The organism is Butyrivibrio proteoclasticus (assembly GCF_900115735.1).
In the GTDB taxonomy this organism is placed as follows: Bacteria; Bacillota; Clostridia; order Lachnospirales; family Lachnospiraceae; genus Butyrivibrio; species Butyrivibrio proteoclasticus_B.
In genome coordinates, this window is sequence record NZ_FOXO01000002.1 from 99,981 (window position 1) to 121,824 (window position 21,844).

The 21,844-nt window shown below is 36.9% G+C and carries 19 protein-coding genes; 13 read left to right on the plus strand and 6 right to left on the minus strand.

The genetic code is table 11. The annotated features are described in order from the left end of the window. Positions 1–43 precede the first annotated feature (43 nt). The 4 genes from BM146_RS01650 to BM146_RS01665 all read left to right on the plus strand — a co-directional run bounded on the left by BM146_RS01650 (position 44) and on the right by BM146_RS01665 (position 4,436). Entirely contained in the window at positions 44–1,735 is a 1,692-nt protein-coding gene (locus BM146_RS01650) for an NAD(P)/FAD-dependent oxidoreductase (RefSeq protein WP_074883400.1), read from the plus strand. Continuing rightward, positions 1,722–2,303, plus strand: a complete 582-nt coding sequence (locus BM146_RS01655; protein WP_074883403.1) for an ECF transporter S component — start codon at positions 1,722–1,724, stop codon at positions 2,301–2,303. Before BM146_RS01650 ends, BM146_RS01655 begins: the two co-directional genes overlap by 14 nt. Then, positions 2,284–2,856, plus strand: a complete 573-nt coding sequence (locus tag BM146_RS01660) for a 5-formyltetrahydrofolate cyclo-ligase (RefSeq protein WP_074883406.1) — start codon at positions 2,284–2,286, stop codon at positions 2,854–2,856. The genes BM146_RS01655 and BM146_RS01660 overlap by 20 nt, the downstream gene beginning before the upstream one ends. Before the next feature lie 140 nt (positions 2,857–2,996). After that, entirely contained in the window at positions 2,997–4,436 is a 1,440-nt protein-coding gene (locus BM146_RS01665) for a GGDEF domain-containing protein (protein WP_074883409.1), read from the plus strand. Here the strand turns inward: BM146_RS01665 and BM146_RS01670 are convergent. Then, positions 4,433–5,452 (minus strand): HD domain-containing phosphohydrolase, encoded by a 1,020-nt coding sequence (locus BM146_RS01670; protein WP_074883413.1) that lies wholly within the window; start codon positions 5,450–5,452, stop codon positions 4,433–4,435. The genes BM146_RS01665 and BM146_RS01670 overlap by 4 nt on opposite strands. A 242-nt stretch (positions 5,453–5,694) precedes the next feature. Here BM146_RS01670 and BM146_RS01675 point away from each other — a divergent pair, with 242 nt between their 5' ends. The 8 genes from BM146_RS01675 to BM146_RS01710 all read left to right on the plus strand — a co-directional run bounded on the left by BM146_RS01675 (position 5,695) and on the right by BM146_RS01710 (position 15,774). After that, on the plus strand, positions 5,695–7,050 hold the full coding sequence (locus BM146_RS01675; RefSeq protein ID WP_074883416.1) for an ABC transporter substrate-binding protein: 1,356 nt from the start codon (positions 5,695–5,697) through the stop codon (positions 7,048–7,050). 70 nt (positions 7,051–7,120) lie between these two features. After that, the gene (locus BM146_RS01680) at positions 7,121–8,041 is read left to right on the plus strand and encodes a carbohydrate ABC transporter permease (RefSeq protein ID WP_074883419.1); all 921 of its coding nucleotides are present in this window, start codon (positions 7,121–7,123) and stop codon (positions 8,039–8,041) included. After that, positions 8,031–8,870, plus strand: a complete 840-nt coding sequence (locus BM146_RS01685) for a carbohydrate ABC transporter permease (protein ID WP_074883422.1) — start codon at positions 8,031–8,033, stop codon at positions 8,868–8,870. The genes BM146_RS01680 and BM146_RS01685 overlap by 11 nt, the downstream gene beginning before the upstream one ends. Before the next feature lie 8 nt (positions 8,871–8,878). Beyond that, entirely contained in the window at positions 8,879–10,669 is a 1,791-nt protein-coding gene (locus tag BM146_RS01690) for a sensor histidine kinase (RefSeq protein WP_083413355.1), read from the plus strand. Between the two features lie 6 nt (positions 10,670–10,675). After that, positions 10,676–12,235: a response regulator transcription factor gene (locus BM146_RS01695; RefSeq protein ID WP_083413356.1), complete on the plus strand. Its 1,560-nt coding sequence runs from the start codon at positions 10,676–10,678 to the stop codon at positions 12,233–12,235. A gap of 76 nt (positions 12,236–12,311) precedes the next feature. Next, positions 12,312–13,556, plus strand: coding sequence for a glutamate-5-semialdehyde dehydrogenase (locus BM146_RS01700; RefSeq protein WP_074883424.1), 1,245 nt, complete (start codon positions 12,312–12,314; stop codon positions 13,554–13,556). 23 nt (positions 13,557–13,579) lie between these two features. Then, entirely contained in the window at positions 13,580–14,683 is a 1,104-nt protein-coding gene (locus tag BM146_RS01705; RefSeq protein ID WP_074883427.1) for a class II aldolase/adducin family protein, read from the plus strand. 20 nt (positions 14,684–14,703) lie between these two features. Then, positions 14,704–15,774, plus strand: coding sequence for a S66 family peptidase (locus BM146_RS01710; RefSeq protein WP_083413357.1), 1,071 nt, complete (start codon positions 14,704–14,706; stop codon positions 15,772–15,774). Positions 15,775–15,843: 69 nt separating this feature from the next. On the opposite strand, the gene BM146_RS01715 is transcribed toward BM146_RS01710, so the two are convergent. The 5 genes from BM146_RS01715 to BM146_RS01735 form a co-directional block, all read right to left on the minus strand. After that, positions 15,844–16,914: an ABC transporter substrate-binding protein gene (locus tag BM146_RS01715; RefSeq protein ID WP_074883430.1), complete on the minus strand. Its 1,071-nt coding sequence runs from the start codon at positions 16,912–16,914 to the stop codon at positions 15,844–15,846. Positions 16,915–16,928: 14 nt separating this feature from the next. Continuing rightward, positions 16,929–17,702 carry an ABC transporter permease gene (locus BM146_RS01720; protein ID WP_074883432.1) on the minus strand — a complete coding sequence of 258 codons (774 nt, stop codon included), beginning with the start codon at positions 17,700–17,702 and terminating at the stop codon, positions 16,929–16,931. A gap of 1 nt (position 17,703) precedes the next feature. Beyond that, complete coding sequence (locus BM146_RS01725) at positions 17,704–18,477, minus strand: ABC transporter permease (protein ID WP_420314837.1); 774 nt, start codon at positions 18,475–18,477, stop codon at positions 17,704–17,706. A gap of 37 nt (positions 18,478–18,514) precedes the next feature. After that, positions 18,515–19,588: an ABC transporter ATP-binding protein gene (locus BM146_RS01730; protein ID WP_074883438.1), complete on the minus strand. Its 1,074-nt coding sequence runs from the start codon at positions 19,586–19,588 to the stop codon at positions 18,515–18,517. 68 nt (positions 19,589–19,656) lie between these two features. Continuing rightward, positions 19,657–20,553: a ComEC/Rec2 family competence protein gene (locus BM146_RS01735; RefSeq protein ID WP_074883442.1), complete on the minus strand. Its 897-nt coding sequence runs from the start codon at positions 20,551–20,553 to the stop codon at positions 19,657–19,659. Positions 20,554–20,661: 108 nt separating this feature from the next. Between BM146_RS01735 and BM146_RS01740 the strand changes: the two genes are divergently transcribed. Further along, positions 20,662–21,813 (plus strand): ribose-phosphate pyrophosphokinase, encoded by a 1,152-nt coding sequence (locus tag BM146_RS01740; RefSeq protein ID WP_074883446.1) that lies wholly within the window; start codon positions 20,662–20,664, stop codon positions 21,811–21,813. Positions 21,814–21,844: the final 31 nt, after the last annotated feature.

A 21,844-nucleotide genomic window follows, 5' to 3' on the forward strand; every position in this document is an offset into this window, starting at 1 on the left:
GCTTAAGACTTATCAAAATCAAATTACATATAGGAAAAATAAAATGATTAGAATTAACCAAATTAAATTAATACATGATGAGAACAAATTCTATGACTACGATTCGATAAATGATGTTTTGAAGACGAAGGCTGCAAAGATATTACGAATTTCTGAAGGAAACATAGAATCATTTGAAATCATCAGACATTCAATTGATGCGCGGAAAAAGCCGGAAATTTATCATATATATATTGTTGATGTGTCTTTGAAGAATATAAATGAATCAGGTGTTGTAAAGAAATGTAAGAATAAGGATGTTTCAATTATTGAGCCTGTAAGATATGTATTTCCTTATGATTATCAGGATATTGCAGATAAAAAAGATTTACGGCCGGTTATTATTGGTGCAGGACCTGCAGGTCTATTTTGCGGATATGTTCTTGCAAAACATGGTTTTAAGCCTCTTATTCTTGAGAGAGGGGCTAACGTTGACAAAAGAACAGAAATTGTCGAACATTTCTGGAAAACAGGTGAAATTGATGAGACTTCAAATGTTCAGTTTGGTGAAGGCGGTGCAGGAACCTTTTCTGATGGTAAACTTAATACCATGGTTAAAGACAAAGATGGAAGAGGAAGAACTGCGTTAAAGATATTTGTTGATAATGGAGCGCCTAAAGATATTTTATATGATGCCAAGCCACATATAGGCACAGATATATTAAGAGATGTTGTTAAGAACATGAGAAACAGCATCATTGAGTGGGGCGGTGAAGTCAGGTTTGAGTCAAAAGTTGATGGAATCGAACTTTCAATGAATGGTGAGGTAACAGGGCTCAAAGTTGGTACTGAGATCATTCCATGTAACGAAGCTGTTCTTGCCATTGGGCATAGTGCCAGGGATACTTTTTATATGCTTAAAGAAAAAAAGGTTGAGATGACCCCAAAACCTTTTGCTGTGGGATTCAGAGTTGAGCATCCGCAAGCTCTTATCAATTTTTCACAATATGGAATAGCAAGTCCCAAGGCGCTTGGACCTGCGCCCTATAAGCTTACAACAACCACAGATTCAGGAAGAGGTGTGTATTCTTTTTGTATGTGTCCGGGAGGATTTGTTGTAAATGCATCATCCGAGAAGGGCAGACTTGCTGTAAATGGTATGAGTTATAGCAAACGTGATAGTAGTAATGCCAATTCTGCAATAATTATAACAGTAGATCCCAAGGATTTTGGCAGTGATGACGTTCTGGCTGGTATAGAGTTTCAAAGAAAACTTGAAGAAAAGGCTTACAAAGCGGGTAATGGAAAGATTCCTGTCGAGTACTACGGAAATTTTAAAGCGGCTGTGTCAGGTAAAGATGATAAGCAGACTGTAGATGATTTATTGTCGCAATATGAAGAAGATTTTAATCTTAAAGAGAACACTCCATCCATGAGAGGTGATCATGTATTCGCAAATGTGCATGATATTTTACCGGATGATTTAAATAACGCCTTTATTCAAGGCATGGAAAAATTTGGTAGTATGATAAAAGGATACAATAGTGAATATGCTCTTGTATCAGGGGTTGAGTCCAGAACTTCTTCACCGGTAAGGATAGGCAGGGATGAAAATGGACAATCTGTCAATGTTAAAGGATTATTTCCCTGCGGAGAAGGTGCAGGATATGCAGGCGGTATAATGTCAGCCGCAATGGATGGAATGAAAATAGCAGAATATGTGGCAGAGAGGATATGTAAAAATGAAAAAAAGTAGTTCTTTTGGAACAAAGCAAATTGCGATAACGGCGATTCTTTTGGCAATTTGTCTGGTAAGTCAGTTTTTTAAATCTTTAAGTGTATTTATTACGGGCCCTATTATAAATGCATGCCTTTTATTGGCAGTTGCACTTGTTAACCTTCCATGTGCAATAGTGTTATCTGTTATTACTCCGATAACAGCATACTTTATAGCGGCTTCACCTGTTATGATGGTAGTTCCGGCAATAATTCCATTTATCATGCTGGGAAATGTTGTTCTTGTTGTGTCTACGCATTTTATTTTGAAAAAAGATTTAGATACAATGAACTTGGATGGCATAGGTAGCCTTAAGCTTATCATTAAAGCAGTTTTGTGTTCACTTTTAAAGGCTGTATTTATGGGATTGACTATTTCGTTGTGGCTTTTGCCAACATTTGTCCCTGAGCAGTCACCACTTCGTCAGAAAATGCCGGTATTCCAGTACACATTTTCAGTAGTTCAGTTTATCACTGCGTTGATTGGTTTCATATATTTCGTTATTATTTTTGTGGCGCTTAAGAATTATGCAAAAAGAAACGGCTGATAAAAAAGACAGAATAAGAAAAGAAGTACTAGAGAAAAGAAATCTGCTTTCAGTTGAAGCAATTGAAGAAAAAAGCAGTTTGATAGCTGAAAAGCTTTTTGGATTAAAAGAGTATGTGGATGCTGAAAATATCCTGATTTATGCTTCAATGAAAAGTGAAGTGATCACTGATGGGATTATAGAGCATTCTCTTGAAAGTGGGAAAAAAGTATTTTGTCCTAAATGTACTGATAAAAACAATGGACTTATGGAGTTTATTCAGATAGAAATGCTTTCTGATCTTAAAGCTGGTTATATGGGGATAAGAGAGCCCGAGATAAATGAAAGCTCTAAGATCTTTTTGGGCCCTACTGAAAAAACGCTTGTGATAATTCCCGGTGTTGCTTTTGATAAAAAGGGAAACAGGATAGGATACAGGGGTGGTTATTATGACAGATTTCTTTCAAAATATAATGGTATCATGTCTGTAGCTCTTGCATTTACAGAGCAGATTATAGAGGTTGTTCCTTCTGAAATTCATGATATTCCGGTAGATATGGTATTAAACGCGTAGGAAAAGACCTTCCATCTTGTGATGGAAGGTCTTTTTTGGAAAAATATTAAAAGAATTCTTAAGTATTTATAAAACTGACTTATATAAACGTAATATTGATATAATAGTATGTATAAAATGATAAATTATGGAGAGTTTATATGGATTTACAAAAAGATGATCAGTTTATAAGTAAAAGCAAGAGACCGTTAAAGCGCAGCATTTTTTTGTTTATTCTTGCATTTATCACACTACTTTGTCTTGTATTAAGCATACTTACATATAGATCATTCAATTATTCTCTATATGAGTCTTACAATAAGAGGATGCTTGACGTTTTAGAGTATGTTTACAGTCATATAGATATTGAAAATCTCTCGGAATGTGTGGAAACAGGAATTGAATCTGACAAATATACCGAGCTGGTTTCTTTTATGGATTCAATAATGGAGGATTTTGATATTCATTACCTTTATATAATAAAACCATATTTAAATGGCGATGATTATGGGATGATGAATGTTATATCAGCTGATACAGCGGAGGGAAGAAAAACAGATCCTGATGGATACTATCTTGGCTTTATACTTAAAGATGTATATGAACTTGAGGAACTTGAACGGTATCAGCATTATCTTGATCTAAACAAAATTTCCTATTTTAAAAATTTCAGTACATGGGGCTATGATTATACAGCTATGATGCCTCTTATAAACAGTAAAGGAGAGCATTTTGCAGCTCTTTGCGTGGATATCGAAGTTGAAGACGTAGAGCGTGCCATTCAGACTTATACAGCAGCAAATATTGTCCTGATTGCCTTTTTAGGTGCAATGTTTTTTGTTCTGTTTCTTTTATGGATGAACCGCAATATTACAGAACCTATTAGAAAACTTGAAAAGAGTGTTGTTTCTTTTGCTCAAAGGAGTCATTATCAGCTTGATCCTACGCTTCTAATCTATGAAGATCCGGGAATTCATACCAAAAATGAAGTAGAATCTCTTTCAGATGCTGTCAATCAGATGTCTCAGGATATGAGAACATATGTAAAAAATGTAATTGATGCTGAAGGAAAAGTCGAAGATATGAAGAGTCAGGTAAGTCATATGGATATACTGGCTTATCAGGATGCTCTTACCCATGTGAAAAACAAGGCTTGGTACGATAAAACTGAAATACGTGTAAATGAGGATATTTCTAAAGGAATTGCCAGATTTGGAATCATCATGATTGATCTTAATAATTTGAAGAAAATCAATGACAATTATGGTCATGAACATGGAAATGACTATATTTTTGGTGCCTGTCATCAGATCTGCATAACTTACGACCATTCTCCGGTATTTCGTATAGGAGGAGATGAGTTTGTTGTTCTTTTGGAAAATAGAGATTACGAAAACAGGGAGAAACTTTTAGAGGAGCTTAAGGTTGCTTTCAAACTATTTATGGAGGATAACTCAAGACAGCCATGGGAAAGATATTCAGCAGCTATTGGAATGGCAATATATGACAAAAATGCAGATTCTTCCATGAATGATGTATTTAAACGTGCAGATAAGCTGATGTATGAAGATAAATTGCAATCAAAAGCTGCAAGAGTTTAAGTTTCTTTTTCGCGCATATCGTAGTTTTTATCCTCATCAATCATTTGGAGCATGATGTCTGCAAAATACGGGTCAAACTGTGTGCCTTTACCTTTTTCAATCTCTGCTCTTACTTTTTCCTGAGGCATACTACGCCTGTAACTTCTGTTGCTGGACATGGCATCATAGGAATCGGCAATTGCAATGATTCTTGCTTCTTCAGGAATCTGATCACTGGAAAGCCCTTCAGGATAGCCTTTTCCATCATAGCGTTCATGGTGCCATTTTGCGCCTATCGTTAACTCAGGCATTTCTTTTATATTTTTTAGTATTGTCGATCCTTTTTCGGGATGTGATTTGATTATTTCGTATTCGACATCATCTAGCTTGCCTTCTTTGTTGATAATTGCATCGGGAACACCAATTTTTCCAACGTCATGTAAAAGACCTGTAATGTAGATCCTTTGCTGCATATCTTCATCAAAACCGGCTCTTTTTGCTATTTCCTGCGAATACTCGGCAACTCGAACAGAATGACCGTTTGTGTATGTATCTTTTGCATCAATGGCAGCGGCAAGGCTTTTTACAATGCCTAAAAAGAGCTGTTCATTTTCTTTTGTTTTCTTCTTTACTTCTTTAGTAAGTTCATTTTGAAGAGTAATAAGCTCAATACAGTGGCTTACACGCAGAGTAAGTATTTCCGGAACAAAGGGCTTTTTTATGAAGTCCATAGCTCCAAGCTCAAGGGCCCTTTTTTCAATATATCTGTTGTCTTCAGCAGTCAGGAATATTACGGGAATCTGTCGTTTTCCAAGTTTTTTTTCTTTTTCACGAAGAGCAGAAAGAGTTTCAAGGCCATCCATTTCCGGCATTATAACATCAAGGAGAATAAGGTCGGCTGTTTGCAACTCAATGAAATCCAGAAGAACTTTTCCGGATGTCATAGGAATTGCTTTCATATCAGCGCTTATTAGAATATTACGTATTGCGGCTATCATTGCCGGATCGTCATCCACAACAACAATCTTGTAAGCCATCGCATGCTCCCTGATAAATGCATTTGTCACGCCTTCTTTTTAATGATAACATCTGGCCATTATTACGAGTATAAATAGTTTGTAAAAAATAATTAAAAAATAACTTTTGGGTATTTTGATTTTTACAAAAAGAATTTTGAATATTTCATTTTTTTAGAGATTATTTTTCCTTATACTGAATACTGTAATCAATATATGAGTTTCCCCAAGGGAAGCCATTTAGAGAAGGGAAGGGAATTATTATGAAAAAGAAGATTTTAAGTTCTCTGCTTTGCGCTACAGTTGCGGCTACAACAATCATTGGCTGTGGGCAGAGCGCACAAACAACTACAGAGACTCAGACCGAGGCACCAAGTGAGGCTGCTACAGCTGAAGCTACTGCTGAGGCAGAAAATACTCAGGCTAAGGAGCCAGGGGAGAAGGTTACACTTTCAATTTACACACAGTATGCAGATGATGATACAAAAGTTCCATATGATTATGCAGTAGAGCAGCTTAAAGAAGCTTATCCTAATGTTGAGCTTAATCTTATTGTTCAGGCTCAGGATGACGGACAGACACTTAAAACTCTTGCAGCTACAGGACAGTTACCTGATATCTACCAGGCAAGTACTGATATTATCAATACTTTCCGCGAGTCAAATCAGATCATGGTATTAAATGATGTTGCAAAGTCAACAGGCTTCCTTGATAAGCTTTATGAAGCCAATAAGGATCTTGCATATGCAGAAGATGGAAATATCTACGCATTCCCATTCTCTGGTCAGGAATATGTGCTCTGGTATTACAACAAGGCTCTCTTTGAAGAAAATGGCCTTGAAGTTCCAAAGACATATGATGAATTAAAGAATTGTATTGAAGTATTTAAGTCAAAGGGAATTACTCCTCTTGCACTTTTTGGACAGGAAGGCTGGAACACAGCAGCTGCCTATGATGTTGTAGCTACAAGATACACAGAGGGCGGTATTAAGGCACTTGATGAGGGAACAGCAAGCATCACTGATGAAGCTTACCTTACAGCAGCAAAGACATTGGAAGAGCTTGTTGCAGCAGGTCTTTTCCAGGATTCAGCAACAACAACAAATTATGATCAGGCATCTGAGATGTTCCTTTCAGGAAATGCTGCAATGTTCATAAATGGTCAGTGGTATATTGAAGATGCAACAGCTGCTCTTGGCGAGAACGTTGACTGGATGTTCTATCCTGCAGCAGATGAAGCTTCTTATGAAGCTGGTAAGAGCGTATTCTCAGGCGGCGGAAGTGCATCTGGATTTGCAGTTAACCCTGATTCAGAGAACGCTGAGCTCGCAGCAGAAGTAGCAGAGTTTATCACAGAGAAGTACTGCGAAGCAAAGGTTATGTACAGACATAATCCACTTGTTGCTCTTGATACAGGCAAAGAACCAGATTCTGAGTATCCTGCAATGATGAAGAAGCTTTCAGATACACTTCCTTCAATCACAGCAACAACAAAGTTCACATGGGGACTTACAAATTCAACATTTAACGATGGTATACAGTCTGAGTCACAGGGACTTGTTTCAGGTCAGTTTACAGCAGATGAGTTCATTGCAGATATGAAAGACGTGATGGAATAATTATTATCAAAACTTGATAAACCAGGCGGCTTACAACGGCCGCCTGATTTTATGATAAGGGAGAACCACCATGAAAAAATACATGGGTAACAAGCTTGCTATATTTCTATTTGTTTTACCTGCACTTGCAATTTTTATAATCTTTGATTTTTTTCCAATCATCCAGGTTTTTGCATACAGTTTTACTGACTGGAATGGTCTTACAACACCGACTTTTCTGGGTTTAAAGAATTACATAGACCTTTTTAATGATAGAGTTTTTTATACATCTAACAGAAATCAGCTTATTTTCGCAATTATCATAACCGTATATCAGATGTTCTTTGCGACAGTATTTGCCATAACAATTTCTGATAAAAAGATGAAGGGCAGAAAGTTTTTGAGAGTTGCTTATTTCATACCTGTAATCTTGTCAGTAACTGTTGTCTGTCAGCTCTGGAGTGCAATTTTAAGCGGACAGGGACTTCTGAACAAACTGTTTGAGACATTTGGTTCTGACTATACTCAAAACTGGTTAGGAGACAGATATAAGGCAATCTATGTTATTGCATTTGTAAATGCATGGCAGTGGATGGGCTATCAGTTTGCACTTATAGTTGCAGGGATAAAATCAATACCTGCAGATTATTATGAAGCGGCTAAAATTGACGGATGCTCAAATGTAAAAGCACATATGAAGATCACGATACCTCTTCTTGCGGAAACATATAAGTTTTGCCTGATCATATCCCTGACTGGTGGTATAAAAGCATTTACTGAAATGAATATTTTGACAGGCGGTGGACCAAATAAATCAACCTTCACGCTTACATACATGATGTATAATGCAGCATTTAAGAAGTCTGACTACGGATATGGTCTTGCATCTGCATCAATTATGGTCATCGAGTGTATGCTTGTTATGCTACTTATCAACTTTATTTTCAGAGAAAAGAATCAGCTAAAAGAGGAAGAAAAATCTAAGAAGAGGAGGCTGTCATATGGAAACTAATAAAAGTGTTTTGCACAAAGTTTTTGTGCTGTTTTGCTGGATATATGCAGCTTTTTCATTATACCCGCTTATATGGATGCTTTTTTATTCATTTAAGACTAATCAGGAGATTTTTGTCACAAATCCATTTGGATTTCCTTGGCCATTACATTACGAAAATTACATAACTGCATGGACTAAATATGATGTGCCATTATACTTTTTAAATTCACTTCTTGTATCTGTAGGAACAGTAGTTATTACAATCTTTTGCGCATTGCTATTTTCCTATGCAACAAGTAGAATGATTTGGAAGGGAAGAACTTTTACAAGGCTGTTTTTGGGGCTTGGAATGTTTATCCCTGTACAGGCAATCATGATTCCTGTAGTTAAGGTTGTCCAGAGATTCAATCTTATGGGAACAAGATGGTCATTGATTTTCCCTTATATAGCTATAAACCTTGCATTTGCCTGCATGGTATACTATGGCTTCTTTAAAGGGATACCTATGGAGCTTGAAGAGGCTGCATGTATGGATGGGGCCAATATTTATCAGACATTTTTCAGGATCATTGAGCCACTTGTAAGGCCGGCTACAGTTACACTTGTTATTTACATTTTCCTTAATGCATGGAATGAATTCATTCTTGCCAATGTTGTAGTTGGAAGTATTCCTCAGCTTAAGACACTTCCTCTTGGAGTGTTGTTCTTCCAGGGCGAATTTACGACAGACTGGGGAGGAATGGGTGCTACAATGGTTATTGCATCATTCCCTGCAATTATAGTTTATTCTATTTTCTCTGAGCAGGTGGAAAGTGCCATGACAATCGGAGGAGCGGTAAAGGGTTAATCTTGAATATGACATTAAAGGACATGGAGAGGCAGCATTCTGACAGGAAGCTTTCCGGTAAGGATAAAGCCCGCAACATGTCAATAAAGTATAAAATAGCATCAATGACAGTTGTAGTAGCACTAATACCAATAGTGCTACTTACTGTTTTGATGCTTATTTTTTATAACAGAGCAATTATGCAAAGAGCAGAAAAACAGATTGAAGAAAATATCAGGATCATGTCGGACAGGATCACATCTGTTTTGAAAAATGGCGAGCTTTGCTCAAATAATCTGACGATCGAGTTTAGTAATTTCTATAACGAAAGGATCATGAAGCAGGTAACAAGGGATGCGAGGATAACATCGCAGCTTTCCCAATCACTGCTTATTTATAATGGAATATCATCTATTGTTTTTATTGACTCTGAAGGGCGATTTTACTCAAGTGATCCCAAGCTTGAAGATATAAAGGATAAGATAATGGCTTCGGAGTACATATCATATTTAAAGGATATGGGCGGTAAAACTGTAATGATGGATCAGGCTGAAAACATCATGAACAGGGATGACAAAGAGATAGTAACCATGGGAAAACATGTCATAAATATTGTGACCGGAAGCCCTATAGGATATCTTTTTGTGAATATGGACAAGGATTATCTTATTGAATCTTCGCAAAGTGAGATAAGCTATTATTTTCTTTATGATACATTGGGAAACTGTATTTCTGAAAGCGACAGTAAAGAGCAGTTCTATTCTGATACAGATTTTTTGAATGGACTAATAGAAAGCCCCAAGGAGCTCTTGAAGTATGGCGGCGAGACTTATCTTATGGCAAAAGACACAATAGATGAATTCAAATGGACTGTTGTAGGAATCACAAATCTAAATAAATTTAATGTAACAGGGAAAGACCTTAGGTTTATTTTGCTTACTACAGGTTCTATTTCCGTAGTTTTACTTCTTTTATCTGTTGTTTTCTCAACCAATATAATAACAAGGCCCCTTAAGATATTACATGACGGTGCTCAGCAGATAGCCGAGGGCGATATGAGCTACAGGTTCAGGTTCAAGACAAGGGATGAAATAGGAAGACTTGGAAGAATCTTTAATTATATGACTCAGAGGAATTTGGAACTTTTAAATCAGGTGGATGAAGAGGCTAAAAAGAAAAGAGAATATGAGCTAGCTTTGATCCAGGAACAGGTAAAGCCGCATTTTCTATACAACACTTTGGATATTATCATCATGCTTATTGAGATGAACAGGTCAAAAGAGGCTGCAAGAGTTACTCAGAAGCTGGCGAATTACTACAAGAATTCTTTATCCGGCAGTGAAGAAATCGTCAGTATTGAAAGAGAGATACAGATCACCAGGGATTATCTTGATCTTCAGACTATGCGATATGGAGATAAGTTTAAGTATGACTTTGATATACCAAAGGAGTTGTTTGTAATCAATATACCTAAGATGACGCTTCAGCCCCTTGTAGAAAATGCGATTTACCACGGACTTAAGTACAAGGAAGATTGGGGTAAGATCACTATAACCGGGCAAAAAAACGGAGACATTATAAAGCTCTATGTAACTGATGATGGCGTTGGTATTGATCCTGAGAAACTCATATCCATGCAGGGAAATCTTAAGAGAAATGAGATTCCGGAGGATGCTGACAGAAAACATTTTGGTGTATATAGTGTTGATCACAGGCTCAGACTATATTTTGGCGATGAATTTGGCCTTAGTGTTGACAGCCAAAAAAATCAGGGTACGACTTTTACAATAAAGATACCTGATGTAAGTGAAAAGAGGTAAATTGTTTTGAATAAGATTATGATTGTCGATGATATGCCTATTTTTTTGGAATATTTAAGGGGCTGCATTGATTGGAATGCATATGGGTTTGAAATATGCTGTGAGGCTCATGATGGCAGAGAAGCACTTCAAAAGATGGATGAATATCTCCCTGATGTAGTGCTTACAGATATAACTATGCCATATTTAAACGGTCTTGAGCTTTCCGAAAAGATCATAAAGGATTATCCGGACACTGCAGTTGTTCTGATAACCGGGAATAATGAATTTGAATATGCAAGAAAAGCAGTAAAGATCGGTGTTTGTGATTATATAGTGAAGCCTTTTGAAAAAGAAGAACTGATACTTAGCCTTTTAAAGCTTCAGGATAATATTGGAAAGGCTATAGAGAACTCACTTAGAGATGACTATGTTTTGACAGATGAGCTCAAAGCTCTTATATATGCCGGCATATCAGATGTTGAACATTCAAATGAGATTGAAGAGAAAATATTTGGATGGGGATCCGGAGCCGGGTACCTTTTAGGTCTGGTTAAATTTGACGGAGACATAAATAATAACAGCTCCAGGGAAGAACTTATGAACTGGGAGCGGCTCATTGCAAAAATGCTTGAGGATAAACTTGATATTGATGGTGAAGTAAAGATTTTTAATGATTTTGAAAATAACATCATTATCCTCATGCGTTTCAATAGAGCTTTGGATATCAGTAGTTTCAAGGGATATGAGTTTACGGATATTATTGATGTGGTAAAAAACCAGCTTGGGTTTGATATTACAATTGTTCTTTCCAGGGCTGATGAGCTAAAAGGTGTAAAAAAAGGCTATGAAAGAGCACTTGGAACTGTAATGGTCAAGGGATGCGGAAAACTCATAGACCTTAGAGAAGAATCAGAACCACCTGTTTTTACTTCTCTTGATGCAATCTTCAGGCTGAACAAGGATATTGAAAATCTATTATCGGATGACGTTGAAAATGTCATCAATACAATGTGGCAGCATATTAGAGAAGCGTGTCCCTCAAAAGATGGCCACGTTATCTCGGATATGAATATTATAAGCAGTGCTCTCAGCGTACTTATGACTAACATTATCAATTCGGGATTTTCAATAGAGAAGATTTATGGCGATGGTTTTTCACCTGAAGACTTTTTTTCCGGATCGATAGGTTCTAATGAAATGAAGGATAAAGTGATATATCTTTTTAAAAAGAGGATTGAATTTGAAAAGGATAAGAAAAAGTCCAAGTCAAGGGACGTTGCGCTTTCTGCAAAGGAATATATAGAAGAGAATTATAAAAACAGTGAATTGTCAGTTGCTGACATATCGGAAGAACTATGTGTAAACCAGACTTATCTTAGGAAGATGTTCAAAAGTGAAATGAATATGACACTGTCTGAATATATAACACAGGTGCGTATGCAGGAGGCAAAAAGGCTGATCACTGCAACCGATGAAAAGCTGTCTTTAATTGCAGAAAAAGTTGGCTATAGCGATGTGAGTTATTTTTCAAATGTGTTCAAAAAATATTATGGAAATTCTCCGCGCAGTATGAGCAAAGAGTAGTGTATTTTAAGCCATTTGTGGTATTATTTTAAATAACGAATTTTTCTGGTGACTTGTTATTAGAAGTGGAGGAGCTATGGTATTACTTGATATTTGTAAAAATGCGAAGGCTGCAAAGCCGGCAATGATAAAGCTTTCAACAAAAGAAAAAAATGGGGCTCTTTTGGCGGTGGCAGATGGTCTTATTAAAGATTGTGGCAAGATCCTTGAAGCAAACCGCATCGATTATGAAAATGGTGAAAAAAATGGCATGAATCAAGGGCTTTTAGACAGGCTTAAACTGGATGAAAAACGAGTAGAAGCTATGGCTGAAGGCATCAGAGAAGTATCCGCACTTGAAGACCCTATAGGGCAGGAAATTGAACATTTTGAGAGACCAAATGGTCTTAAGATAAAAAAGATTAGAGTTCCGCTTGGAGTTGTTGGAATAATTTATGAATCACGTCCAAATGTTACAGCGGATGCATTTGCTCTTACTTTTAAGTCAGGTAACGTGACTATTCTTAAGGGTGGAAGTGATGCTATAAACAGCAATATTGCAATTACGAATTCTATCAGAAACACTCTTCAAAGCCTTGGTATTACAGCAGATGCCATTCAGCTCATAGAAGCTACGGACAGACAGGTTACAACTGATTTCATGAAGATGAAAGAATACGTTGATGTTCTGATTCCAAGAGGAAGCGCAGGACTTATAAGAGCGGTTGTAGAAAACTCCAATATTCCTGTTATTGAGACGGGAACAGGTAACTGCCATATATATGTTGATAAGGACGCTGACCTAAAGAAGGCAATTCCAATCATAATCAATGCTAAGACACAGAGAATTGGCGTGTGCAACGCTGCAGAATCACTTATCGTTCATGAAGATATTATGGAGAAGTTCCTTCCTGAATTTGAAAAGGCTATGAAAGAACACTCTGTTGAAGTCAGAGCAGATAAGCCAAGTAAGGCATATATGTCTTTTGCCATTGATGCAACAGAAGAAGATTTCGGAAAAGAGTATCTTGATTACATTATTTCTGTTAAGTCGGTAAAATGTGTTGATGAGGCAATTGATCATATAAATAAGTATGGCACCGGTCATTCAGAGGCAATCATTACTGAAAACAAGGAAACAGCAGATAAGTTTTTAGCACTTGTTGATGCAGCATGTGTTTACGTTAATGCATCAACCAGATTTACAGATGGCTTCGAATTTGGCTTTGGAGCTGAAATAGGAATTAGTACACAGAAACTCCATGCAAGGGGACCGATGGGTCTAAAAGAGCTTACTTCCTATAAATACCAGATCTACGGAAATGGTCAGACTAGAAAATAAGGCATAAGAAGGAGTGGGTTTTTATGTTACATGGTAAAGAGGAAATATTAGAGGCAAAGAAACATATTATTGAAGTTGCAAGAGAACTTCATGAAATCGGTCTTCTTGTAAGAACATGGGGAAATGTAAGTCAGCGAATAAATGAGAAGAGCTTTTTGATAACACCAAGTGGAATAAAGTACGAGGATCTTACTCCGGACATGATCGAAGAAGTTAATATTCAAGATCTGTCTTATAAAGGAGATTTTTTACCTTCAACTGAAAAAGCTGTTCATGCGGCTTGCTATAAAGAACGAAAAAATATAGATTTTATTATCCATACACATCAGGTTTATGCTTCATGCGCCGGTACACTTGGAATGAAGAGAATACTATCATATCTGGAAGATAATGATGTCGAGATTCCGGTTGCACCATTTGCTCTTCCGGGGACTGAGCAGCTTGTTGATAATACGATTAGAACTATAAAAAAATATCATGATTGCAACGGTTTTATCATGGCCAATCATGGAACATTGTGCCTTGGAAAAAATTCTAAAGAGGCAATTTATGAGGCTGAAAAGATGGAGATTGCATGTAACAATTTCCTTATTGATGTCTGTAAAACGGATATACATCATGGTGTGGAATTTGGTTTTAACTCGCATCTTGAAAATGGCGAGATAGTTTATGATATTCCAGATACTCCTAAACGTGTAAGACATATTCATGAGCTTATATATGCAAAGAGGAAGGATGTAAAATATATCATTCATAATAAATCGGAAGCCGTAATGACAGTATCAAGGAGAGCAAACCACATGCGACCGCTTCTGTATGACTTTGCTCAGCTCATCGGCGTAAGCGTAAAAGTTCCAAGCAATGAACACGGAAAGGACGGTATGAGTTATCATAATATTAAAAAGAACGTCAATGCTGTTTTTTCACTATATGATGGAGCTTACTGCCTTGGCGCGTCTTATGATGATGCCATGGACGTAGCAGATGTACTTGATAAAGGATGCATTGCCCATATTGCAGTAATGAGACATGGAGAGGGACATTTCCTGTCACTTTGGGAATGTTATAAAATGAACAGATTTTACAGGAAATCTTACTCAAAGAGAGCAGAAATAGTAAAAAAATAAATTGAAAGGCAGCCAAAATAATGATCAGAAGGCCAGAAAGCATCAAAAAAGGAAATACAATTGGAATAACAGCACCTTCTTTTGGAGCAGCAACAGAACCCTATAGTGTTCTTATTGACATAGCTATAAAAAATCTAAAAGAAAGAGGCTATAACATTATAGAAGGTAAGACAGCACGAATGGGTGATGGAAAGGGAATAAGTACAGATCCAAAAGTTACAAGTGCTGAACTTATGGAGTTTTATAAAAGGGACGATATAGACGCCATTATATCTGCCGGTGGTGGTGAGCTAATGAATGAGACCATTACTTATGTTGATTTTGAGAAATTAAAAGAATGTAAGCCAAAGTGGTTTATAGGTTATTCAGATAATACTCATTTTATTTTCCCTTTAGTGACTATTGCCGGTACTATGGGAATTTATGGACCTTGTATCAATGGTTATGGGAAGAACTGGGAAGACACTGAAAAAGATGCTTTTGCACTGTTAGAAGGAACAAAGACTGTTTTTACGGGCTACGATATGTATTCATATAGTGATGAACCATCTGATCCAGACGCTCCCATAGATTATGAAAAACTCATGACTTATGATCTTAATCAGAAAAAGATATTAAGTTCTTTTGATTGTAGTAGCAAGAGGGCTGTGAAGGTAGATGAGACAAAAGAGCTTAAATGTGAAGGAATACTTCTTGGTGGGTGCCTTGATGTGCTATTTGACCTTGTTGGTACAAGGTTTGACAATATGAAAGAGTTTAAGAAAGAGCACAAGAATATAATCTGGGTTTTAGAAGAATGTGATCTTAATGTTATGTCCTATAGAAGAGCACTGTGGAATCTTAGAGAAGCAGGTTGGTTTGATGATGCCAAGGGCTTTATTATTGGAAGGGCGAGAGGAGCAAGAGGAGAAGAGTTTACAGGAGTTAATGAATATAATGCTGTAACGGATATTCTTGAAGGCTTTGGCGTTCCTATCATAATGGACGCTGATATAGGACATATTTCTCCGATGCTTCCTGTTATTATGGGAGCAGAAGCTAGTGTGACCGCAAGGGGAAATGACTTAAGAATCAAGTACATGGAAAATTAAAAACGGTAATTATAAAAATGATAATAAAAAACGCGTCGGCATTCATTACCAGCGCGTTTTTTATTATTATCAGTAATCAGCAGATTTTACTTCCATCCAGGCATCATTGTAGAGTCTGTCTGTTTCGATTCCAAGATACTGATATGACTCTGTATTTATTTCATTTAGGTCAGGAAAGGCAACCTTGGAATTGCGGATTGCATCGTCTTCAATATTTTCCTGAGCAACTGTGTTAGGAGTGGAGTAGGTTATGTATTCAAAGTTTCTAAGAGCAATGTCTCCGCGACACATAAAGTCTATCCACTTTTCAGCATTTTCAACATTTTTGGAACCTTTGGTTATTACCCAGGAATCAATCCATACATTAGTGCCTTCTTTTGGCACTACATACTCAAGATCAGGATTTTCACGTGCTGTATATATTGCTTCGCCTGAATAGATAACTCCAAGAGCAGCTTCCCCGCCAATCATCTTATCCCTTACCTGGTCAACTACGTAAGCCTGTACAAGTGGCTTTTGAGCTATAAGATCATTTGTTGCGATATCAATTTCAGATGCATCTTTTGTATTCATTGAGAAGCCGTTTTTGAGAAGGGCTACCATGAATGCATCTCTTACAGAGTCCTGCATAAGAATCTGACCAGAGTATTTGCTGTCCCAGAGAATATCCCAACTATCTACAGTTTCATTAACCATAGTCTTATTGTATAGGATTCCAACTGTTCCCCAGCAATAGGGTACTGAGTATTTGTTTTCGGGATCAAAATCTTTGGATGACTCGAAATACTGCTCGCCTATGTTAGCAATATTTGGAATGTTGTCAAAGTTAAGCTCTTGAATCATGTTGTTTTCAATCAACTTCTGTATCATATAATCAGAAGGACATACAACGTCATAAGCGGAGGTGTCCTGAGCCAGCTTGGCAAACATTATTTCATTAGTCTCAAACATATCATAGATAACGTCAATTCCTGTTTCATCTTCAAATTCTTTTATGACGTCTTCATCTATATACTCACCCCAGTTGTACACGTACAATTTACCGTTCGGATATGAAGTGCTGTTTTTGGCTCCACAGCCTGAGAGCAGTGCACTTAATGTTGTCAGTGATAGAAATACACTTAGAAATTTCTTTTTCATATGTAACTCCAAAGTTAGTCTTTATTCTTTTTGGCAGGAACTCTGTAGACAAGCATGAGAAGTGTCAAAACTACTACAAATATTATGGCTGACAGAGCATATATTTCAGGTTGAATACCTCTTTTTACTTCGTTATAAATAAGAGTTGAAAGAGTTTCAAAACCTGAACCCTTTGTAAAATATGTGATAATGAAGTCGTCAAGAGACATGGTGAATGCCATAAGTGCTCCTGATACAATCCCTGGCCATAAATCAGGAAGTACAGTTTTATAAAACGCATATAAAGGTGCTGCGCCAAGGTCAAGGGCTGCTTCATATACATAGACATTCATGTTCTTTATTCTTGGCATTACACTAAGCATTACAAATGGAATATTGAATGTAATGTGCGCCAAAAGAATTGTAGTAAATCCTGAACTTATATGTAAAAACCTAAATAGTAGCATGAGGGATATACCAGTCACAATGTCTGCATTTATCATCGGTATATTTGTGATGCTCATTATAAATGAACGAAGCCGTGCATTTAGGCCTATCATTGCGATACAAGAGATAGTACCGATAATTGTTGAGATGATAGTGGCAAGTATTGCAATTGATAAAGTGTTAAAAAGAGCACTGGCAACGGCCTCATCAGAAAGGAGATTGACGTACCATTCTAGTGTGAAGCCTCCCCATTTGGCTCTGGATTTACTGGAATTAAAGGACAAAACAATAAGTGTGATTATCGGAGCATACATAAAAATAAGTAAAAGCCCCAAATATAATCTTTCAAGAACTTTTCTCAATTTATCTACCTCCCTGTTTGTCTGAAAGGGCTTCGATTATCATGTTTATGAAAATGAAGATCATAAGCACGATTGAAAGACCACTTCCAAGATGCCAGTCATAAAGCTGTGTAAATTCCTGCTCGATGATATTTCCGATAAGAAGAATTTTGGAACCACCAAGCATTGAGGAAATAGCAAAGGTCGTGAGGGCAGGAATAAATACCATTGTTATTCCGCTTAAAACTCCGGGAAGTGACAATGGAAATGTGATTTTTAGAAAAGTCTGAAGTGAGTCTGCACCTAAATCTCTTGCAGCATTTATGACATTCTCATCTATTTTACTAAGAGAATTGTAAATAGGAAGAATCATAAAAGGCAGAAAATTATATACCATGCCAAGTACTATGGCTGAAGGCGTGTTGATTATATTTATCGTAGGAAGATGAATGCTTTCCAAAACAGTATTGATAACGCCTTTTCCTTCTAAAAGAGTCATCCAGGTAAGAGTTCTTAAAAGAAAATTCATCCACATAGGAAGAATGAAAAGAGTAACGATATAAGTATTTCTTGTAAGTTTCATGGATGAAAGAATCATTCCTAAAGGATATGCCAAAATAAGACACACCAAAGTACTGATAAGGGCAAGTCTGATAGACCTTATCAAAGCCTTTAGATAACCAGGTTTAGCAATAGTGGCAATGTTTTCAAAAGTAAAAAATCCCTCTTCAGTTGTGAAACCGTAATAGATTACCATTCCCAATGGTACCAGGATAAAGATAAAAGCCCAGACCATGTATGGGGATGATAAAAGAGAAGCAGTGTTTTTATTTTTAAATAGTTTCACTGATGGCCTCCTCATCCTCTGACTCAGGAACGTTCATTATCTGAATGTTGTATGGATCAACATTTATACCAACATTTGTGCCGACAGGAGAGAGCTTTGTTGAATGTACCAAAAGTTCACGGCCTCCAACCTCAACGTCCATTTCGTAGTGAACACCCTTAAATGTGAGGTCTGTCACTATGCCTTTTAAAGTGCCGTTTTCAGGAGAAACGAGTTCAATATCCTCTGGTCTTATTACAACGTCGACGGGCTTATTTTCTCCAAAACCTTTGTCTACGCATGCAAATTTAGACCCGAGAATCTCTACCAGTTCATCGCGGATCATTGTTGATCTGATAATATTGCTGTCTCCGATAAAGTCAGCAACAAAAGCATTTTCAGGTTCGTTATATATTTTTTCGGGAGAGCCTTCCTGCTGGATATATCCCTGATTCATTACTACGATATGATCAGACATGGTAAGGGCTTCTTCCTGATCGTGTGTTACATAAATAAAGGTAATGCCAAGTTCTTCCTTAAGCCTTTTAAGTTCATATTGCATATCCTGACGCATTTTTAGATCAAGTGCTCCAAGCGGTTCATCAAGCAAAAGAACTTTAGGCTCATTAACAATGGCTCTTGCAATGGCGATCCTTTGCTGCTGACCGCCTGATAAAGATTCAGGGCTTCTGTTTTCATATCCCTCAAGATTAACAAGTTTAAGGGCATACTTGATCTTATCTTTAATATAGCTGTCTGATTTATTTTTTATCTTAAGACCAAAAGCAATATTTTCTGCTACAGTCATATGTGTAAAAAGTGCGTACTTCTGAAAGACAGTATTTAGCTGTCTTTTGTTAGGTGAAAGATTTGTGATGTCTTTTCCGTCAAATATAACATGCCCCTTGTCTGGCGTCTCAAAACCACCTATTATGCGAAGAGTAGTGGTTTTGCCACAGCCACTTGGGCCAAGTAGTGTAACAAAAGAATTCTCATATATAGAAAGATTAAGGTCATCAAGTATTAGCTGACCATCATATGACTTGCTGATATGTTCAAGCGTAATTAAGTCTTTACCCATTTCCTGCTCCTAATTATTAAAAAAGTATAAAACTGACTTACTTTATTTTAATGAAGTTATAGATAGTGTCAATTACTTTTTTGAGTGATTTCTATGCTGTTTTTGTCGCAATAGGTAATTATTGTTCCATAGGTAGTATCATAAGTTTTTATACTAAGTGATGATAAAAGATCCAAAAGCTTTTCTTCAGCCGGTCTTTCGTTTGAAGTGCTGATAATTGCAAAATCAGGATCTACGATGGCAAGGAGGTCACTTGTGTTTTTGGTATAGCCTCCATGATGGGGCATTTTGATCCAGTCTGCACTTAAAGAGTAGCCGTCATTTATGACTTGCTCAATTCTGTCTTTTTCAATGTCTCCTGTAAAAAGAAAATTCTTTGCTCCAAAGGTTATCATACAAACCAGAGACATATTGTTGTCCGCATTATTACTGTTTGAAAGAAGTTCATCAGGTGAGGATGCAGGGTAGATATCAATTGAAATATCATTGTAGTTAAATGCGATGTTTTCATTTACAAAATAAATATTTTCTCTTGCTTTTATGCAATCCATAAGACCTGTATAATACTCCTTCTGACTTACATAGTCGGCAAGATAAATGTTTTTTACGTCATATGATGATATGATTTTTACTGCGCTGCCGATATGATCCTGGTCATAGTGTGTGAGAATAAGGAAGTCTATTTCTGTAATTGAATTATCCTTTAGGAAACTATCGATAGTAGAATAGGCATCATAGGTTCCTGTATCGATCATTCCGACAATGTCATCGACTTGCAGTACGGCACAGTCAGCTTTTCCTACGTTTAAATTGGCTATAGTAAGACCGCCTTCAGAAAATACGTGAGATTCATCTATAGCGCTGGAATTGTTATGCGTTACATACTGGGTAATACCTATTATTATGATCAAAAGACATATGATAAGAATTAAAAGAAGACCTGGTTTTGATTTGTGTTTATTCATTTTTTATCCTTTTTCTTAAATTATTATTAGTTTTATTATGGCATTTTTTGTGTCGGTAGTGTAAAAAAATAATAAAAAAGCTTGATTATTGATTACCTGCATGTACACATGATATATAATCAAAATAGAAATGCAATATTGATAATGATGCGAGGTGTTCCAATGAGTGGCGGATTAGGGATTATAGCTCTTGAATCATTTGCAGAATCAGCAAAAAGGATTGATAAGATCCTTTGCGAGTGGCGCAGCGCAGACAGCTTTCTTATTGAATGTATATGCCCGAGATTTTCAAGCGGTGAGGGTAAAGCTGTGTTAAAAGAATCTGTCAGGGAAAAAGATATTTTTATCCTGGTGGATGTGTGCAACAATTCTATAAAGTATAAATTCGACGGAGAGTATAACAGAATGTCTCCCGATGATCATTATGCTGATCTTAAGAGGGTTATTGGCGCCTGCAATGGAAAGGCGAGATCCATTACTGTGGTTATGCCGTTTCTTTATGAAAGCAGGCAGCACAGAAAGGTTTTAAGGGAATCCCTTGACTGTGCTCTTATGCTAAGAGAATTAGAGCTTCTTGGAGTTGATAATCTGATCACCTTTGATGCCCATGATCCAAGAATGCAAAATGTACTTCCTTTAAATGGTATTGAGAATATTTCACCAACTTTACAGTTTACCCAGGCTCTTTTGACTGAGTATGATGATATTGAAATTGATTCGGAGCATCTCCTTGTCATAGCACCTGATGAGGGAGCAACTGAGAGAGCGGTATTTCTTTCTTCCGTTTATGGCGTTAATCTTGGTATGTTTTATAAAAGAAGGGATTACAGCCGTGTTGTTGATGGGATGAATCCCATAATTGCGCATGATTTCTGCGGCGGCGACATAAGCGGGATGGATGCGATCGTAATTGATGATATGATCGTTTCCGGCAAGAGTATGCTTGATGTGTGCAGGCAGCTTAAGGATAGAGGCGCCAAAAGAGTATTTATTTTTGCAACCTTTGGTCTGTTTTCTTATGGCTTTAATGAATTTGATGAAGCATATGAAAATGGCTTTTTTGAAAAGATATTTACAACTAATCTTATTTATCAGAAAAAAGAACTGCTTAGTAAAGAATACTATTACAGCGTCAATATGAACAGGTATATAGCATCTGCCATAGACACCTTAAATAGAGGAAAATCCATGTATAAACTTGTAAGACCACAGGACAGGATTAAGGAAGTTATTGCAGAGTATAAAGCAAAAGACGTTTAAAGTTTTGATTTCTTGTGATAGAATGAAGAAA

Bases quoted from the DNA above. Each gene is read 5' to 3' on its own strand.
- BM146_RS01675 (WP_074883416.1), top strand. From the start codon at position 5,695: ATGAAAAAGAAGATTTTAAGTTCTCTGCTTTGCGCTACAGTTGCGGCT.
- BM146_RS01670 (WP_074883413.1), bottom strand. From the start codon at position 5,452: ATGGCTTACAAGATTGTTGTTGTGGATGACGATCCGGCAATGATAGCC.
- BM146_RS01650 (WP_074883400.1), top strand. From the start codon at position 44: ATGATTAGAATTAACCAAATTAAATTAATACATGATGAGAACAAATTC.
- BM146_RS01685 (WP_074883422.1), top strand. From the start codon at position 8,031: ATGGAAACTAATAAAAGTGTTTTGCACAAAGTTTTTGTGCTGTTTTGC.
- BM146_RS01690 (WP_083413355.1), top strand. From the start codon at position 8,879: ATGACATTAAAGGACATGGAGAGGCAGCATTCTGACAGGAAGCTTTCC.
- BM146_RS01715 (WP_074883430.1), bottom strand. From the start codon at position 16,914: ATGAAAAAGAAATTTCTAAGTGTATTTCTATCACTGACAACATTAAGT.
- BM146_RS01740 (WP_074883446.1), top strand. From the start codon at position 20,662: ATGATATATAATCAAAATAGAAATGCAATATTGATAATGATGCGAGGT.
- BM146_RS01725 (WP_420314837.1), bottom strand. From the start codon at position 18,477: ATGGTCTGGGCTTTTATCTTTATCCTGGTACCATTGGGAATGGTAATC.
- BM146_RS01655 (WP_074883403.1), top strand. From the start codon at position 1,722: ATGAAAAAAAGTAGTTCTTTTGGAACAAAGCAAATTGCGATAACGGCG.
- BM146_RS01680 (WP_074883419.1), top strand. From the start codon at position 7,121: ATGAAAAAATACATGGGTAACAAGCTTGCTATATTTCTATTTGTTTTA.
- BM146_RS01665 (WP_074883409.1), top strand. From the start codon at position 2,997: ATGGATTTACAAAAAGATGATCAGTTTATAAGTAAAAGCAAGAGACCG.
- BM146_RS01705 (WP_074883427.1), top strand. From the start codon at position 13,580: ATGTTACATGGTAAAGAGGAAATATTAGAGGCAAAGAAACATATTATT.
- BM146_RS01660 (WP_074883406.1), top strand. From the start codon at position 2,284: ATGCAAAAAGAAACGGCTGATAAAAAAGACAGAATAAGAAAAGAAGTA.
- BM146_RS01730 (WP_074883438.1), bottom strand. From the start codon at position 19,588: ATGGGTAAAGACTTAATTACGCTTGAACATATCAGCAAGTCATATGAT.
- BM146_RS01710 (WP_083413357.1), top strand. From the start codon at position 14,704: ATGATCAGAAGGCCAGAAAGCATCAAAAAAGGAAATACAATTGGAATA.
- BM146_RS01735 (WP_074883442.1), bottom strand. From the start codon at position 20,553: ATGAATAAACACAAATCAAAACCAGGTCTTCTTTTAATTCTTATCATA.
- BM146_RS01700 (WP_074883424.1), top strand. From the start codon at position 12,312: ATGGTATTACTTGATATTTGTAAAAATGCGAAGGCTGCAAAGCCGGCA.